The sequence below is a fragment of the Afipia birgiae 34632 genome (assembly GCF_000308295.2).
GTDB lineage: Bacteria > Pseudomonadota > Alphaproteobacteria > Rhizobiales > Xanthobacteraceae > Afipia > Afipia birgiae.
Genome location: NZ_HG326652.1, coordinates 2,867,487 through 2,882,515, shown reverse-complemented (window position 1 = coordinate 2,882,515; position 15,029 = coordinate 2,867,487). Strand labels below are relative to the sequence as shown.

General features: G+C 58.3%; 13 protein-coding genes and 1 pseudogene. 3 read left to right on the top strand and 11 right to left on the bottom strand.

Annotated features, from left to right (window positions below; genetic code table 11):
• Window positions 1-77: 77 nt before the first annotated feature.
• From BN32_RS13570 to BN32_RS13560, 3 genes are read right to left on the bottom strand one after another with little or no spacing between them, the layout of a single operon-like run.
• Window positions 78-395: a metal-sulfur cluster assembly factor gene (locus BN32_RS13570; RefSeq protein WP_019198768.1), complete on the bottom strand. Its 318-nt coding sequence runs from the start codon at window positions 393-395 to the stop codon at window positions 78-80.
• On the bottom strand, window positions 392-889 hold the full coding sequence (locus BN32_RS13565; protein WP_019198767.1) for a DUF2249 domain-containing protein: 498 nt from the start codon (window positions 887-889) through the stop codon (window positions 392-394). The genes BN32_RS13570 and BN32_RS13565 overlap by 4 nt, the downstream gene beginning before the upstream one ends.
• 17 nt (window positions 890-906) lie before the next feature.
• On the bottom strand, window positions 907-2,253 hold the full coding sequence (locus tag BN32_RS13560) for a hypothetical protein (RefSeq protein WP_019198766.1): 1,347 nt from the start codon (window positions 2,251-2,253) through the stop codon (window positions 907-909).
• Between the two features lie 736 nt (window positions 2,254-2,989).
• On the opposite strand from BN32_RS13560, the gene BN32_RS13555 reads away from it, so the two are divergent.
• The 3 genes and pseudogenes from BN32_RS13555 (at window position 2,990) to BN32_RS13550 (ending at window position 4,689) form a co-directional block, all read left to right on the top strand.
• Complete coding sequence (locus BN32_RS13555; protein ID WP_040426466.1) at window positions 2,990-3,712, top strand: Crp/Fnr family transcriptional regulator; 723 nt, start codon at window positions 2,990-2,992, stop codon at window positions 3,710-3,712.
• A 114-nt stretch (window positions 3,713-3,826) separates the two neighbouring features.
• A pseudogene (locus BN32_RS27720) lies at window positions 3,827-3,949 on the top strand (BadM/Rrf2 family transcriptional regulator); the annotation flags it as partial.
• A gap of 284 nt (window positions 3,950-4,233) precedes the next feature.
• On the top strand, window positions 4,234-4,689 hold the full coding sequence (locus tag BN32_RS13550; protein ID WP_019198761.1) for a pseudoazurin: 456 nt from the start codon (window positions 4,234-4,236) through the stop codon (window positions 4,687-4,689).
• A 1,185-nt stretch (window positions 4,690-5,874) separates the two neighbouring features.
• On the opposite strand, the gene BN32_RS26195 is transcribed toward BN32_RS13550, so the two are convergent.
• From BN32_RS26195 to BN32_RS13510, 8 genes are all read right to left on the bottom strand, one after another.
• The gene (locus tag BN32_RS26195; RefSeq protein ID WP_244438173.1) at window positions 5,875-6,456 is read right to left on the bottom strand and encodes a S1C family serine protease; all 582 of its coding nucleotides are present in this window, start codon (window positions 6,454-6,456) and stop codon (window positions 5,875-5,877) included.
• Window positions 6,414-7,043 (bottom strand): hypothetical protein, encoded by a 630-nt coding sequence (locus tag BN32_RS27715; protein WP_051488461.1) that lies wholly within the window; start codon window positions 7,041-7,043, stop codon window positions 6,414-6,416. The genes BN32_RS26195 and BN32_RS27715 overlap by 43 nt, the downstream gene beginning before the upstream one ends.
• 373 nt (window positions 7,044-7,416) lie before the next feature.
• Entirely contained in the window at window positions 7,417-7,920 is a 504-nt protein-coding gene (locus tag BN32_RS13540; RefSeq protein ID WP_040426464.1) for an antitoxin Xre-like helix-turn-helix domain-containing protein, read from the bottom strand.
• Between the two features lie 527 nt (window positions 7,921-8,447).
• The gene (locus BN32_RS13535; protein WP_019198758.1) at window positions 8,448-8,720 is read right to left on the bottom strand and encodes a hypothetical protein; all 273 of its coding nucleotides are present in this window, start codon (window positions 8,718-8,720) and stop codon (window positions 8,448-8,450) included.
• Window positions 8,717-11,179 carry an AAA family ATPase gene (locus tag BN32_RS13530; protein ID WP_019198757.1) on the bottom strand — a complete coding sequence of 821 codons (2,463 nt, stop codon included), beginning with the start codon at window positions 11,177-11,179 and terminating at the stop codon, window positions 8,717-8,719. The genes BN32_RS13535 and BN32_RS13530 overlap by 4 nt, the downstream gene beginning before the upstream one ends.
• 1,191 nt (window positions 11,180-12,370) lie before the next feature.
• The gene (locus BN32_RS13520; protein WP_019198755.1) at window positions 12,371-12,625 is read right to left on the bottom strand and encodes a helix-turn-helix domain-containing protein; all 255 of its coding nucleotides are present in this window, start codon (window positions 12,623-12,625) and stop codon (window positions 12,371-12,373) included.
• A 275-nt stretch (window positions 12,626-12,900) separates the two neighbouring features.
• Window positions 12,901-13,134 carry a helix-turn-helix domain-containing protein gene (locus BN32_RS13515; RefSeq protein WP_019198754.1) on the bottom strand — a complete coding sequence of 78 codons (234 nt, stop codon included), beginning with the start codon at window positions 13,132-13,134 and terminating at the stop codon, window positions 12,901-12,903.
• A gap of 155 nt (window positions 13,135-13,289) precedes the next feature.
• Complete coding sequence (locus tag BN32_RS13510; protein ID WP_152343637.1) at window positions 13,290-14,804, bottom strand: site-specific integrase; 1,515 nt, start codon at window positions 14,802-14,804, stop codon at window positions 13,290-13,292.
• Window positions 14,805-15,029 lie beyond the last annotated feature (225 nt).

The window sequence follows — 15,029 nt, the reverse complement described above, 5'->3', positions numbered from 1 at the left end:
GGTTCACGACGTCGACAGTTGTGGGCGAGGGCGCCCGGGCCGGTCGGAGCAACCATGCCACCTAGTTCGTACGAAGTTCAATTCCGGAAGCCGAGTTCTGCCCTCGCGTCGGCCGTCATCAGCGCAGGCGTCCATGGCGGGTCGAACGTCATCGTGACGTCGACCGATTTCACGCCTGGGACCCGAAGGGCGCTGTTGGACACGCCTTCCTTGAGAAACCCGGTGGCGGGGCAACCGAGTGTCGTTGCCGTCATGACTATCCACGCCGCTCCATCCTCGACCGAAACGCCATACACGAATCCGAGATCAACGACGTTGAGACCTAGCTCCGGATCGATGACGACGCGCAGCGCGTCCCTGACCTGGGCGGCCAGCATGGAGTCGACGCCCGTCATCCCGCTATCCTTACGGTCAGCTCGTACGCGGTACCGTCAGGCGTGAAACCACCCCGCCATGAATGCCCGCGCTTCTCAAGTTCGGGAAATAGAAAGACCGGCTCGCGGCGCAGCTGTGCCGACATGATCTGGCCGGGACTTAGCGTTTCGACCGCCGCCAGGATTCGCACCATGGGTTCCGGCGGATCGAGATCGCGATTGTCGAGACGGACGATGGGATCGGGCCATTCGTCCACGGAAGGCGCCGCCCGCGCCCGCGCCGGCGCGTCTACGGGACGGAACAGAACTTCCCACTCCCCGTCCTGGAGTTCGGTTTCCTCATGCGCAAAGCCCTTATCCACCATGACGCCGAACAACGGGATCGGCTTGAAGGTCGCGAAAAGTCGCAGGCCCTGGCCGGGTTGAAGTGAGGCGAGGGCCGCCATAATGGTCGAGAACGGCTCGCCGCCAGCGCGGAGGATCGGCCGGACATCCACGTCGATGAATTCGTTCATGTTCTTGCTCCTTTCGGTTAAGTACGGGAAGACATCAGCCGCGGGGCAATTGCGCCCGCTGGCAGACGCAGCGCGCCGGCGACATCGAGGAGACGTCTGGCCCTTGCGAGCTCATGGACGATACCGGCGGTTGCGATCGTCATGGCCAGCGCGGCAGTGCGGAACGCAAGCGTCGCATCGACGAGCAACATGGCGGTCGCGGCCCAGACAGCCAGGAAGTATATGAAGAACCATTTCGAGGCTCGTCGTTCGACGACGAGATCCTGCACGCGCGGCGTCGCCGTTCGTCCCATCACTGGTCCGTAGACCTCAAGCCAAGTGAGGAAGGCGACGATCTTGTAGAGTTTTGCGAGGATCAGTCCCGACAGCCAACCGAAGGCGACCAGGAAGGCGAACGCTCCGATGTGTCGAACGAACGAACCCGTGGCAGCGAGCAGCCCGCCGAGCAGAACGACCGCGGCCAAACTGACCAGAGATAAGACCGTCATGCGGATATTCAGTTCGAGGGAGCGACGCTTACGTCCGCGGAACAACGCGATCACGTCGCGCCCATAGAGGCCGAGGGTCATCAATCCTGCAACCGCGGCAAGGGCAAGTACAGCGTCGATGCCGCCTTCTGCGACGACCGCGAAGACACCTCCCGCGATCGCGATGGCCATGGTTCCCGCACCCGCTAAGAGTGTCGCACGTATCTTCCTTGCATCCGCGTCCGGAGCCAGCATGAACATCGCCAGCAGCCGGTAGCTCACACCCATTGCGGTGAGCGTCAGCCACCCCCCCAGACCCGCGATCGCGTGAATCGAGACGCCTGACGCAAGCGCATCCGCGCCGAGCGGCTCGGCGATGCGCCCCGAACGGGCGAGCGCGAATACGGTGCCGATCGCCGCCGTCGCGCAGACGCAGGCAACGCCCACCGCAACGAACCGCGCGGGCGCCGGAAGCGGCCGGGCCCGCCAGAGCGTCAGGCCGAGATTGATTGAAACCGCGGCGAACCCTGCGACAAGCACAATGGCCCCAACAGGAAGCAGGGAGACCGACCAAGGGATGCGACCGCCCAACGCCAGAAATCCCGCCAGCAGCGCCATCAACCCTGCGTTCAAAAGCAGTAACGCCGGTAGGGTCCATCGTTCAGAGAAGAGCGGTTTGGCGATGAGCACCGGCACGAACTGGAACAGGGCGCCGCACAGTGCCATACTCAACCAACCGATGCAGACTACATGTACCAACACGAGCGTGTCGGGAGACGCGACGTCGGCGCTCGGCGCTCCGAATCCGACAACCATCAGGACTTCGGCGGCCAGCAACCACGCGATCGCAACCGCGAAGTAGCTGATGGTCCACCTGGAAAGATTACCACCCATCATCGCCATCCTCACTCCGCGCGCGGCGCGCGCAGGAGGCGCTCCGCAGGGCGAACGCGGTCGGCAGGCAAGGAGAGATCGCGCCGAAAAAAGAAGAAGGGCCTGAATCCGCGAGAGAAGATCGCGGGATCCGGATAGGCCTTCCGCTTGTGCATTATCGCCACGACGTATCCTCGTTGTTGTCCGTACGATAGTCGTCGTGGCCGTTGGTTCTTTGTCGCGGCACAAATTCCGGGTGGGCCTGTCGGTTGCTCCGAGAGCAAGGACTGCCAGCATGCCATCGGCTAGACAGCAGCAGCGGAACCGGAGACGAGATATGCGGACATTCGAACGACTGGGTGAAACTGCCACCGCCCCCACATCGTTGGAGCCGATACTTGTATGGTCGCCCTTGGACGTGTGGCTGCTGTTCTTGCTGTTCCGCCGAGTCCGAAGCAGACTGACCTCCCTCTAGCGCCGCCGCCTAAGCAAGCCGACCGATCCGCGCCGACTCTTTGCCTACCGTCCCGTTGGCCGCCGGTCGCGACGATCCGGCAGCGCCTAGCCGGGAAGGGAGCGCCACTCCCGCGGTGCCACCGCGGTCGCATCATCAACCTACCCCATCAGTATCTCCCGTCCCGGGTTCCGGTTTGCGCCAGCGCAAGGTTTCAGGCGAATGCGTGGATATTTGTTTTCCCGACGAAAAGTTGCCGTTTACGTGCACAGGATTTAATGTCCGCCACCGAAAGAGAGAATGACGATGGCCTCTATCGACCGCTCGCTGGTCGCCGCTCTTCCGATGTTCGCCGGCCTGACGCCCGTGGAGCAGGAGGAACTGCTGAGGGAAGCTCGCTCGGTGCGATATCCGAAGGACACCGCGGTGTTCGATCAGGGCGCCGACGCCGACCGGTTCTTCGTTCTGCTGCACGGCCATCTGCGGGTCGAGAAGACGTCGCCTCAAGGACAGCAAACCGTCGTCCGGTACGTGTCGGCCGGGGAATTGTTCGGCGTCGCGCAGGCGATGAACCTCAAGCATTATCCGGCGACCGCGGTCGCTGCGGTCGACAGCATTGCCCTCGTCTGGCCATCGTCCTCCTGGTCTCGTCTTCTCGCCCGATTTCCGAGCCTAGCCAGCAGCGCGCTGCAAATCGTGGGCAGCCGGTTGCAGGACACACAGGCCAGGATCATGGAGATCTCGAACGAGCAAGTTGAGCAGCGCGTCGCGCACGTGCTTCTGCGACTGGCGAAGCAGGCCGGCAAGAAGGTCGGCGAGGGCATTGAGATTGACTTTCCGATCAGCCGCCAGGATATAGCCGAGATGACCGGTACGACCCTGCATACGGTCAGCCGCATCCTCAGTTCCTGGGAGCAGCGCGGTTTGGTCGAGGGGGGACGTCAGCGGATCGTGCTGCGCGATCCCAATGCGCTCTTCGGCCTGACCGAAGGACACGAAGCCCCGTCCGCCAAACCGGGTCCGAGATAGCGCTACGCCGCCTCAAGCAAACCTGACTTGTGCTACCGTGACGATTGTCTCGGCATTTGCCATTGCCAAACGCTCACCGAGATGCCTTCGGCCATTGTACGACGAGCACGAACCACGCGCGCGCATCTTATGAAGGTTGCCAACCAACTCACAGGGGCGGGCTTTCTCAAGGCACCCCGCGACCGCGCCGGTAAAGCGCCCGACAAGCCAGGCGACGTCGTTCGCGCGACTGCGCCTTAGCTGGCGGATTTAATCCCGAAGGACTTTGGGATCAAACCAGCGATAGAGACGGCGGGTCTGGATTGTCGTTCGGCTTGCGCGCGCTGACGCTGTGAAATTTCCGGATCTGCAGCGTTTGGGACGGCGCCCGAACGAGAATTTTCCGCGTCTCATGAATGAGACGCCGCTGTATCAGGCAATCAGTTTGAGTTTGCGCTGGCTCAACATCATCACGTGGTAGCCCTCCTAAATGACAGCCGAAACGGTCCGCTCGGGTCGCGGATGATCAATGGAGAACGATAATGCGCAAGACAATGACGCTGGCAACGATCGCGGTTTTTGTGGGTCTCGCCGGCCCAGCGATGGCCGCCGAAATCCAGGTCAAGATGCTTAACAGGGGAACCGACGGAGTGATGGTGTTCGAACCGGCGCTGGTGAAGATCGAGCCCGGGGATACAATCAAATTCGTGGCGACTGACAAGGGTCACAATGCCGAATCGATCAAGGATATGTTTCCGGCCGATTCCACGCCGTTTGTTGGTAAGCTCGGCGAGGACGTCAAGGTCACCTTTGACAAGCCCGGGGTGTACGGCGTGAAATGCCTGCCACACTACGGAATGGGTATGGTCGCGCTGATCGTGGTAGGGACGCCGGGCAATCTCGCGGAAGCCAAAGCAGTCCCTCAAACGGGCAAGGCAAAACAGGTTTTTTCGGGTTTGTTCGACAAGCTTTCAACTCAGGCCGCTGCGGCGAAGTAGATGGTGAACAGAGCGGATTGTCGGCCCCGGTGGCTTTGCTTGCCGGGGCGGCGCTCGCTCTCACGGGAGTGCGCGTCTCGGACGTTGGCGGTTGGTCGTTGATCGCCGCGCTCTGTGCCGTTGTGCTTCTGTTGAATCCGCGTTCGGCTGGGGCGGCATTTCTCGGTTTCTTAATTTGTCTTGACCGGTTGATCACCGACGAAAATACGAACGAATGCTCCACGGCCTCGTCGATAGCGAGGACTTCAGCAGTTGCGGCAATTCATCGCTGGTGTGCGGCGGTCCTTGGCGAACCGCGGCATCAAGCTCGCAGTGCTTTGAAATTCAATCTCGCGGCTCGAACTTGCCTCGGAACTTCCCTGCCGTTTGCGTGGGCAGTTCCGGAATGTGTCCTGCCGCGTTTCCGGAACAATGGCCACAACACGTGGCCTCAGCCGCGGCGGGAACATAGGGTGTCGCAACGGTTACATCGGTCAGATCACCCGTCTCTGTTGAATCCTTCTGAGTTTTGACCGGCAAGAATCCGAAACTCAGACGTAACCGCTCGAACAATCGCATTGCAATTTTTCCGTGCTTGACCTTGCCATGCATAAGCCTCGTCATGGTAGTCGTCTTTGCGCCCGGACAAAGAAGTCACAGCTTGCGCGCTTGGAACGGGACTTTGAATAGTTAGAGTAAGAGTCGCACGGTCCAAAGCGGGGACAACGTCAAGTCCATAACCGCCTTGGACTGTTTCATTCCGCCGATGAAGCGCTGATCACAGATTGTCGATCGCGTGGTTACGTTCGGGACGAATAGCGTGGAGAAGCACTGCGGCAGTGCGGATCACGCAGGACTCTCTGGATGCGCCGTAGGTTATTGACCGCTTGCTTTGACGGGTTTTGCGTAATCAGCGGGTGCTGCCGCCCCGGCGAATGGATCTTTAGACGCCTTTGCTTCTTTTGGAGCTACCGATCTAGATCGACTGGATCGAGCCGGTTTACGGTGTCCGCGCTGATGGTGATAGTAAGCTGGACCGCCCCTGCTGCCCTGCATCAAAATGGCGGTGCCAATGGCCGCGCCAATCATACCTGCGGCGAAGGCTCCATCGCGCGACCCGGCCCACGCCCGGTTTATCGGAAGAATCGCACATAGCGCAACGATCGCGAAAATCGAAACAACATTCCTTATTGTCAAAGAGACCTCCTATTTTTCACAAAGAATTTTAACGGTGGTTAGCCTTGCTCTCTCTGCCAAATCCGCGAATTCATAGATTTTAGTGGTTTGGGGTGGGCTGTCGGCCTGAATGCCGTTTGCATCAAGAAAGCTCCTTACGATGTTCGCCTTTATTGCGAAGTTGATATTCTGAGGAGCGACGCCTGAGCGGTCGGCAATTATCGCAGATGTGGCAGTAGAAACGATCACGCCAACCGCGTTTCCATAGTGGTCAAGCACAGGACCACCGCTATTGCCTGGTTGGATTGGTGCCGAGATTTGAATCTTTGAACTGTCGTCGCCTAATCCGGCGAGGGCGCTCACGTATCCGACTGTGAAGTTGCCTGTGGCTGCCAACCGGTTGGATAAAGGGAAACCATAAACTGCAATATTCTCCCCAACCCGCAAACCGGTCCTTAGGGCGGTGACATTTTTTGGTTCGAGGCTGGTTTTGAGAACCGCCAGATCATTCACCTTGTCTCTAGCGAGGGCAGTTCCGCGAACTCTGGGTTGCCCAGCTTGTTCGATCTCTAAGTCGCCACAGGATTCAACGACATGGTTGTTGGTAAGGATGTGGCCTTGCTGGGAAACAATAAAGCCGGTGCCGCTGCTGACGACCTTGCCAACGCTCCTACCTGCCTTTTGCGACGAGCCAGGGTTTCGACTCGAATGACAGTCCACATCGCGCCAAATGCGGCTGGCGATCCATCGAGATTGAGTTTCGCTATAAGGGTCGATCCGAGGTAGACCGCAATTCCGGGGGTTCGGATTAGTTCTTTGACGAAATTCTCCTTAAGACCACCCGAAATCACACCCTTTTCTTGGCCTCGACTGATACCATCGAAATTGCCCTGCCATCGGGTGCCAGCAAGCGACGCGATACGGATGCGGTACTGCTTGCCTTCCTGAATGGACTGCCAGTTGGGGTTCGTTAGTGCTAAATAAACTTCATCATCGTCCAGACCAATCCAAACCGTGGTTTCATCGCCGTAAGTGGCGGTTGTCAAACAACTGCTGCTCGCACGGTTATAACCAATGGTCCACGCGTCAAGCGCGGCAATTTTCTCATCGAAATTCAGTTTGGATTGAGCGTTCGCTAAGTCGTTCCAACAGCCAAAAAAACACAGCCCTACAATCGCTGCGATGCTCCAGCGTTTCATCAGCCCACTTCCCCGTTGCCCATGAGATCATACAAGCGGGCGTTCGCTCATTCAATCCTTCTGGATTGGTCTATAGTTGAAGGGGTGGGCTGTGATGGCATCGAGCAAATCGCAACGCGAACAAATGCCGCGCCCACCGCTCTCGCATTCCCGCGTGAGGGCGATGCCGAAAACTGGAACGCGAGCTTATTTCATCCTGTGTTGATCGGCGGCGATCAGGTATTCGGTCCCATCAGTGTCGGCGGTTCGAATCAGGACCGCTCAGACGTCACGCTCGGCGCTGATCTGCCAACTCCAGTTCTTGCCTGTTGCAGTCGCAGCCGTCCCCGCTGCGACGGGGGCAGGCGACGTGGCGAGGGTGTGAAAGCGCTCGTTACCGGAAGACGATTTCCGCGTCGTCGTACGGCATAAACGCCTCGTCAATAGTGTTCGGCTGCATGTAGAGACCGCCTAGGGCGCCGTCGAGGAAGCGCCGCACCGTGAGCAATCCGTCCTGTGAACCGCTGGTCGCCAGATGTATGGGCGGTCGCCTGCCGAAGATGATGGCGTTGTGCGGGGTTCGCAGCCACTCGACGCCAAGTTGCTCCGTTGGGAACAGAATTCCGAGACCCTGATGGATCCCGAGTACTGTGGAAATTCGTGTGAGGACGTCGACATCGAGAGTAAAGTCGCCGTGCTCTCGAGCCTGCTTGCACCACTTGTGATATGTGGATCGAGACGGATAGCCGAGGATCAAGAGACGTTGCTCGCCAGTCAACCCCCATAGATCCGCAATGGCGAGGAAAGTACGCAAAGCAGGGGCGCTGAGCCGCCGTCGGTTGGCCGGCGCAAAGCGTGACTTGCCGAGGCGCGGAAGCACTTTTGCTGCTTCAGACAGGCGCGGTCCTTGATCGTTCGACACGGAGCCAGCCTCTTATTTGAGATAGAAATTAGTAAAACAGAAAAACTATTGCTTCGCAGAAGTCTGGGTGCGCCGCTGTTGAAATAGACCTCTGACAGAGGGCGTCAGGCTTGACTGCGAGCTACCGGGCTAATTATCGTATTACCAGCCAAAAATAATAGAAAAGCAAAAACCAGATCGCTATGCTTCCGATCCAGAGGACGACCCATTGCCACCTCGGCATGGGTTGCTGCTCCACTGGAGGTTTGACTTCTCCAGCGCCTCCCTCAATCAGCCTGAGCTTACCCTGCTTTTCGGCGGACATTCGTACCCCTGTTCGAACAGCATAGCACCCCAGAACCTGAGGGCTTGATCGGAGACCAGCATACAGCACCGCGAAGTCGCAGGCATGCGTTCCTGAGAGAAACCGAGAATCCTACGGGAGGCAAAACCGCGCTAGGGTGTTGCGTGCTAAAGAAATGGCCGAAACGGTCTGGTCTGATTATTCAGCACTAGAGAATTACTTATCCCGAGCCGCGGTCGAACTCCGCGCCCTTTGCCGCGGCGATGGCTTTCTCAATTAGCGACCAGACGCTCTGGTTACGGTCATGATCGCGCACGTAAACGGTGCAGGTGAACGACTTCGTACCGGCTAGGGGATTCTCTCCTTCCGTAAGATCGACCCGGTAATCGCTCCGCCGCGCAAGATTAGAGATGTTGGCGACATGCATGAGCCCGATCGTGCGTCGGGCCTCGGCGTAACCGCCGGGGATGATTTCGATCGTCACTTTGATCATTTGAGCGCCCCATCATCTGCCGCCACATTTCGCACCGGATACCTTTTCAAGAGTTCGTCAATGGCGGCTCGATCCAGATACCCCGTCTGTTCCAAAAGGCGTGCCACGGCTTCGACTGACTGCCGGTTCGCCGCGATGAGTTCGCGTGCTCGCGCATGGCAGCGAGCTAAGCGTTTCGTGATCAGGCCAACAATTGAGGCATCATGCAATAACATCTCTGTGGCACGATCTGAAAACCGCGCCACGCCAATCGCTCCGAAGCCAAAACATAGCTCTAGGTCGATCGCCGCAGTGGTGGCTCGCGAAGAATCGCTATGCTCCCCAACGCCTGCTCCTGCAGTTGCCTGCGAAGAGCCGAGGATGATTTCTTCGGAGGCCCGCCCGCTAAGAAGTGCGGTGATGAAGTTTTCAATGCCGCTCTGAGTTTGCGAATTGGCTCGCGAAAGTTCAGCGCGGGTGGCGCCGCCATCATCGAGAATCGTCAGCGCCTGAGGCTCGAACACAGCCAAAGCGACGCCTACGACGAGGTGTCCGGCTTCGTGGACTGAACAGATCCGCCTGAGGCTTTCCGGCAATCCTTCCCGCCCGGACCGGATCTCGTAAAGTAGATCGTCGAATACGAGGTCTTGCTTGGCGCGGCGGGCACGTGACTTCGCCCGTCGGACCCACGCCTCGACATCTGCACCGGTCTTACCTAACGCTGCGAGGGCGGCCGGCATCAAATCGACTCTGGGCAGGACATCTCCACCGAGGTGAAAGCGGAAGATGGCCGTCAGGTTCTCGGCATCAGGTAGCCCGATCTCGATCGTGCGATCGAGACGTCCTGCGCGCCGTATCGCAGGATCGATATGGTCGGGGTGATTGGTTGCTCCGATCACGACCACGCCGGGACGATCTTCGACCCCAGCTAATTGCTCCAAAAGAAGATTGACGATCTGTGTCCAATACTCCCTGTAGTCGGAGGTCAGAGTTGCTCGATCAGATATCCCATCCAGTTCGTCGATGAATAATATGCAGGGCGCGAGCTGTCGCGCCCGCGAGAACGACTCTTTGATTGCGACCAATGTACCCGAAAGATAGGCAGATGCATTCCAATCGGCGACAGACGTCGCTATCAAGGGCACATTTGCAGACTTCGCTACCGCTCGGGCAAATTGTGTCTTGCCTACGCCAGGGGCGCCAGCCAAGAGCAAGCCTTTTTCCATAGATTCCCAATCAAGGCGGCCCGCTCGGTATTCACGCAGATCGGAAACAAGATTGAGACCCCATTCGCGCGCCTCGCCGTAGCCGGCAAGCTCTTCTAAGCTTGGACCACGATGGTCAAAGAAAGACTTCGTCGAAACGATCCTTTCGAGTCGTTTGATACAATCATCTGCCGTTCGATCTGATCGAACCGACAGGGCAAGGTCTGAAATATCGACGGCCCGAACGAGTTGTTCGTCCACCGTTACGCTGGGAGGCCTCCCTGTGACGGCTTCGATCACCAGCGCGATGGCGGAGGCATCGAGCTGACTCAGGGAAAGATGGTGTTCCGCCGCCCGAAGGAGATCGCGCGCCAAATGACGATTCGGATCAGGTGCGATGCCGAAGATGGGTGCGCGGGCGTGCAGCGCGCTTGCAACAGTGTGATTTCCTCGTTCCGCTTTGTCCTCCTTGGAGGTGCCGTCTCTGGCCAGCAGCAACACGGGATGGGTGTGGACGCTTTTGAAGGTTCGTTCATTGAGCACTGTCGCTTCAGCGCCAAAAGCGCAGGCTTTTAGAACCTGCTCAACTAAGGAAACTACCTCGGCTCTATGGGTGGCAAGCGACACGACAGGACAGCCTCGGCGCAGATCGCGGGTGAGTCCGCTTACTGACTCGATCGCGCGGGCGACCAACACTGCAGCAGCTGCGAGGTCAGCTCGGATCGACGTCCGACCTTCAGACTCTGGGGGCCTCGACAAATCGTCAATTAGTCGCTCGATCGGATCGTCAAGATTACCGCTACGTAGGAGTGGACTGCTGTTTGTGCCAGCCTCGGAGGCCAACATATCCAGGTAGGCCCGTGCGAGAAGATCGCGAGGAGCCGATACTTGCGAATTCATCGAGCTTACTCCACCGACGTCCGTCGCGAACAGATCGAAGTGGATAGCGAATGGCTCCGCTTTCCTCGGCGATAGCAGGCATTCGGACCAGAAAATTTTGGATATTGAGCGATGGGCTGGATCATGCAGGCAATAGCGAACGCCGCGCTCCATGCGGGGAATCAGATCGCCTGCGACGATCATGAAGTCGAAGTTCGGACGCGTGTCCCCGGACGGCAGATCCCAGCCCCGGGTCAATTCCAGATGCAGATCCGATAGGATCCAGAGGTGCACTTTGATCTGCACGTCGGTAGCACCGCAGTTCGGGCAGTCCTTGCGACCATCGTAGACGAAAGTGCTTTCTTCGCCGCAGGCGCGGCAGCGAAAACGTGCCATGGGAGGTACCCCTCATTAAGGTCGAGGGTGGAAGGGTGAAGCCGACTTTCGCCTCTCAGGCTGAAATGCTTCCTCCACCTGGCCGCAAACTTGCAATCGACGGCGTCATCACCAACCTCACATCCACATCAAGATTTCGCGAAGCCGGTCCAACCTGCTCAAGGTCCACGCACAATTGTGCGTGGACCTAAATAAGAGTCGTGAATGTTGAGTTCCACAAGGTCTTCGCAGGCTAGAGCGCACACAGCCGCTATAATATCGCCCGATGGACGAGCACGATCTTCGAGCTCGAGGAACGATTGCGGTCCACCATCGGCGAGCGCGGCCGCTATCCTTAGCCTGTCCTTGAGTGGGACATGATAGCGCTCATACGACCAGACTGCGCGCGCGTTGGAGAACAAGGGTTCGCGTCTGATATCGTGAGCGTCCCGTTCGAGCAAGCGTAGTCCGCTGCTTTCGAGCGCTTCTGCCAGGCGAGCGAGTTCCTCGTCGCTACGCTTCGGTCGCGTCTCGCAAACCGCGAGGAAAAAATTCCCGTCCACTCTTTCTATCACCACGCCTATAAGCGCGACCGGCGGGCCTTGTAAGTCCGTAGCCTTCCGATAGCTGATCGCCCGAACCGAAGACTCAAGGCTCGCTTGCTGGAGCGCGTCGCGGAGAAGGACGTTGCGTAGGGGAATCGCAACCTTGCATTTGGAGCTCGCGAAGAAGGACGGGACGACAGTCTGACGGCGAAGTTGAGAGATGCGCATTGATCAATGTCCTGAAGAAGTTGCGGATCACGGAAGATGTCGTCAGGGCGGGGGTGTTTGCTGGACATCGGCGTAATCCTTTCTTTCATGGAGTTCGAACGCTCAAGGGTCCGTATCGATCTGGGATTGAAAGGTGAGAATGGCGGTTCTGATGCCGTCCATCAGGGTGGCCGGAAAGGCCCGTGGCGTTTCGGACTAACGAGTCCAGCCGTTTCGACAATCCGAACATCGGATTCGAAAGGCGGCGCCTCTGCAGTGATCAGGACGAAGACAAATCCGGGTCAAATCGTCAGCCGCATCAAATGCGTCGTAATTCGCAGTCTCGTTATACTCTATAACGTATAACAAAAGTACGTCAAAGATATGGCGCTAAAAGTTTTGGGACGGATTTAGGTCGGCTCGGCGGAGACGGGCTCCGCCTACTATCAATCCAGCTTCATCATTGACGTGAGTCAAAAAGCTCGACCACCTCGACTCCCAAGGCTGTTGCGATCCGCAGGATCGAATCGAGCGTCGGGTTGGCTTCTCCCCGCTCAATCTCACTGATGAGCGCCTGACGGGTCTCCGTCCTATCCGCCAAGTCTGCCTGTGACATGCTCAAGGAAAGCCGAAGTTCTCTTACCTTTCGGCCGAAAGTATCCTTGACGATATCATCGACTGCTTTTCGCATCGGAAAGGACTTAGGTTTGGGCATGGCTCCTGTCGAATCCTTGACGCGTCTTCGGAGAAGTCGACGTAGGAGCATGCCACATCAACCTTGGCATGCTTCAAAAGCTCCCGCTACCCCCGATGGAGGCAAGGATTCGCGCGGGGGTGATCAACGCAGCTACGCGCAGATCGGTGGCCTATGTAATGTGGTGCGCGCTGCTTGTGGCTCGTGACCTTTGGAGGTGCATAAGTCTCGCGGCTGATGCAAATCGGAAGTAGTCGGCGCGCTCGCCCACAACGCCGGCGTTTCATCTGCTCCGCTCACTTGCGGGACGCATCGAAAAGTTCGGCTAAGTCCACGCCCAGAGCCCGTGCCAGACGTGCGAGCGAATCGAGCGTGGGATTTGCGTCGCTGACTTCGACCTTGCTTACGAGAGCCTGCCTTGTCTTGGCCTCGGCAGCGAGTTCCTCCTGGGAATAGCCGCGCTCAAGCCGAAGCCGTCTGACGTTACGTGCCAGAACGCTACGTGGCGAATTTCTTGGTTCCTTGGCCATCCGCCGCGATCAAGCATCGCGGGCAAGAGACTTTCTATACGTTATGGCGTATAATACGCTTTGACGTATAGCTATATATTGATGAATGCGCTCGGTCCGACCAAAGTGATGTTGCTATCTAGGCTTCCACTTAACGTCAGACACGCGGCGAACGGTCACGTCGGATAGATGCCTCCTGCGTTATCGAAAGCCTCTAGAAGGGCTTTCGACCACAGCTCCATTCCTTTGGTCTTTTCGGGGATGCGCTGCGCCTGGAAGTACCAGCGCTTTCCCGTATCGCCGACGCGGTCCATTTCTGACCTGTGGTCGCCCGCAATTTCATGGGCGATTATGAGCGAGGCCACGCCTCGAGGGAGATCCGTTTCATCAAGGATATAATTTCCCATCGTGGAGCGGATAATGTGCATGCTGAATGGCGGGATGCCCTTGAGAGTATCCCGATGATTGCCGCCATGTTTAGCACGCTGACCGCGCATGTTTCGAATGTGGTTCGCTAGGCCGGAGCCTGAAGCGGGGATGATGCCGGCATCGGATTGAAGCACCCTCGAAGTGAAGATCCAGGGACTTTTGAGGTTCTTGACGATGCGAGCGGTCGCCGTATCGACATCCCGTCGGCAGCAGCGGATGATATGAAGTCCGAGCGGTGGGATCGGAAGAGTAAAGGCGTTCTGTGTTTTCATGACTTCCGGCTGCCAGGTCGCCAGTCCCCAGCCTTTCGGAAGGCGAGGGTCCTCGAAGACGATATCGTCGTAAGCAATCCACGTACCGGATCCCCGCCGATGTCCGGTCAGGCAGTCCCACCATAAGCCCCATCGCACACCGGGCGAAATGCGCTCATTGCCGACGCGTGCAAGACAGAAGCGCTCATGCTGGGCCAGAAGCTTGCCGAGATGCTCGACCCTGAAGTCGGACTTCTTCTTCTTGAGCTCCTTGGTCCGGACGAGCTTCTTTTCGACTTCCTTCGAGGTGCGCCTCCGCTCCTCAGCCAGTTTCCACCATTGCCGGCCGTCCAGGCCGCTCTCCTTTCGTTTGAACTTCTGCGCCCAATTCAATGCCGCCCGTCCGTAGCTGCGAAACTTTCGGTACGCGTCAAATCCGCTCGCCTCGTGGACAGCCTCTTGGACGTCCTCGAACCAGTGTTCGTCCAGGTCGTTGAGAAGTCTGTTCGCGTGTTTGGCCACCCCCAGACGAGCGAAGATCAACCGGACATCGCTGTGGGTCTCTTTCGATGGGTAGATGGGCTGGCCGCGGGCGTCCTCGCGCATGCCTGAGATGTGGGTCTTGTACGCTTCGACGAGCTGGTCCCAAGTCCAGCACGGCTTCTCTTCTGGCGCGGCGACCTCGTTGCCCAGCTTGGCCCATTCGAGCTTGGCCCTCTGGCGGGCCTCACGGAGCCCGAGATCCTCATCGCCCACCTTGCTTGCCCGCATGCGACGTTCAGGCAGGCGTTTGCGCTTCTCCGGCGGCATGGCGTTGCCGATCTTGATGCTGTTCTCCCGGGTCTTGACCAGCCAGGAGAGGGAGTGAGCCCGAACCCTCAGCACGAAGTAGGGCTGGCTGTTGTCGCAATAGTCGAATCGCGGGGTCTTGCCTGCGATCGCCAGTGCAATGGCTTCCTCGACGACCTTGGCGGTGAGGTCGCACCTCGTGGAAAACTTGTTAGCGGCCACAATTGAATCCTTGAAATTGGAATTTCGCGGCAATCGTACCACGCTCGTGCCAACGAAACCGAGGAATCGGACCGGATTCCAGCCCCAAGGAATGGGGTCTCCACCATTTTTTGAGAAAAAACGCCGCGAAGTGAGCCAGTGAGGCTCCTAGACCATAAAAGGCGGGTCATCATAATCCTGGGGTCGGGGGTTCGAGTCCCTCTCTCGCTACCACTGACCTTGCAG

Bases quoted from the DNA above. Each gene is read 5' to 3' on its own strand.
- BN32_RS13570 (WP_019198768.1), bottom strand. From the start codon at position 395: ATGACGGGCGTCGACTCCATGCTGGCCGCCCAGGTCAGGGACGCGCTG.
- BN32_RS13565 (WP_019198767.1), bottom strand. From the start codon at position 889: ATGAACGAATTCATCGACGTGGATGTCCGGCCGATCCTCCGCGCTGGC.
- BN32_RS13560 (WP_019198766.1), bottom strand. From the start codon at position 2,253: ATGATGGGTGGTAATCTTTCCAGGTGGACCATCAGCTACTTCGCGGTT.
- BN32_RS13555 (WP_040426466.1), top strand. From the start codon at position 2,990: ATGGCCTCTATCGACCGCTCGCTGGTCGCCGCTCTTCCGATGTTCGCC.
- BN32_RS13550 (WP_019198761.1), top strand. From the start codon at position 4,234: ATGCGCAAGACAATGACGCTGGCAACGATCGCGGTTTTTGTGGGTCTC.
- BN32_RS27715 (WP_051488461.1), bottom strand. From the start codon at position 7,043: ATGAAACGCTGGAGCATCGCAGCGATTGTAGGGCTGTGTTTTTTTGGC.
- BN32_RS13535 (WP_019198758.1), bottom strand. From the start codon at position 8,720: ATGATCAAAGTGACGATCGAAATCATCCCCGGCGGTTACGCCGAGGCC.
- BN32_RS13530 (WP_019198757.1), bottom strand. From the start codon at position 11,179: ATGGCACGTTTTCGCTGCCGCGCCTGCGGCGAAGAAAGCACTTTCGTC.
- BN32_RS13520 (WP_019198755.1), bottom strand. From the start codon at position 12,625: ATGCCCAAACCTAAGTCCTTTCCGATGCGAAAAGCAGTCGATGATATC.
- BN32_RS13515 (WP_019198754.1), bottom strand. From the start codon at position 13,134: ATGGCCAAGGAACCAAGAAATTCGCCACGTAGCGTTCTGGCACGTAAC.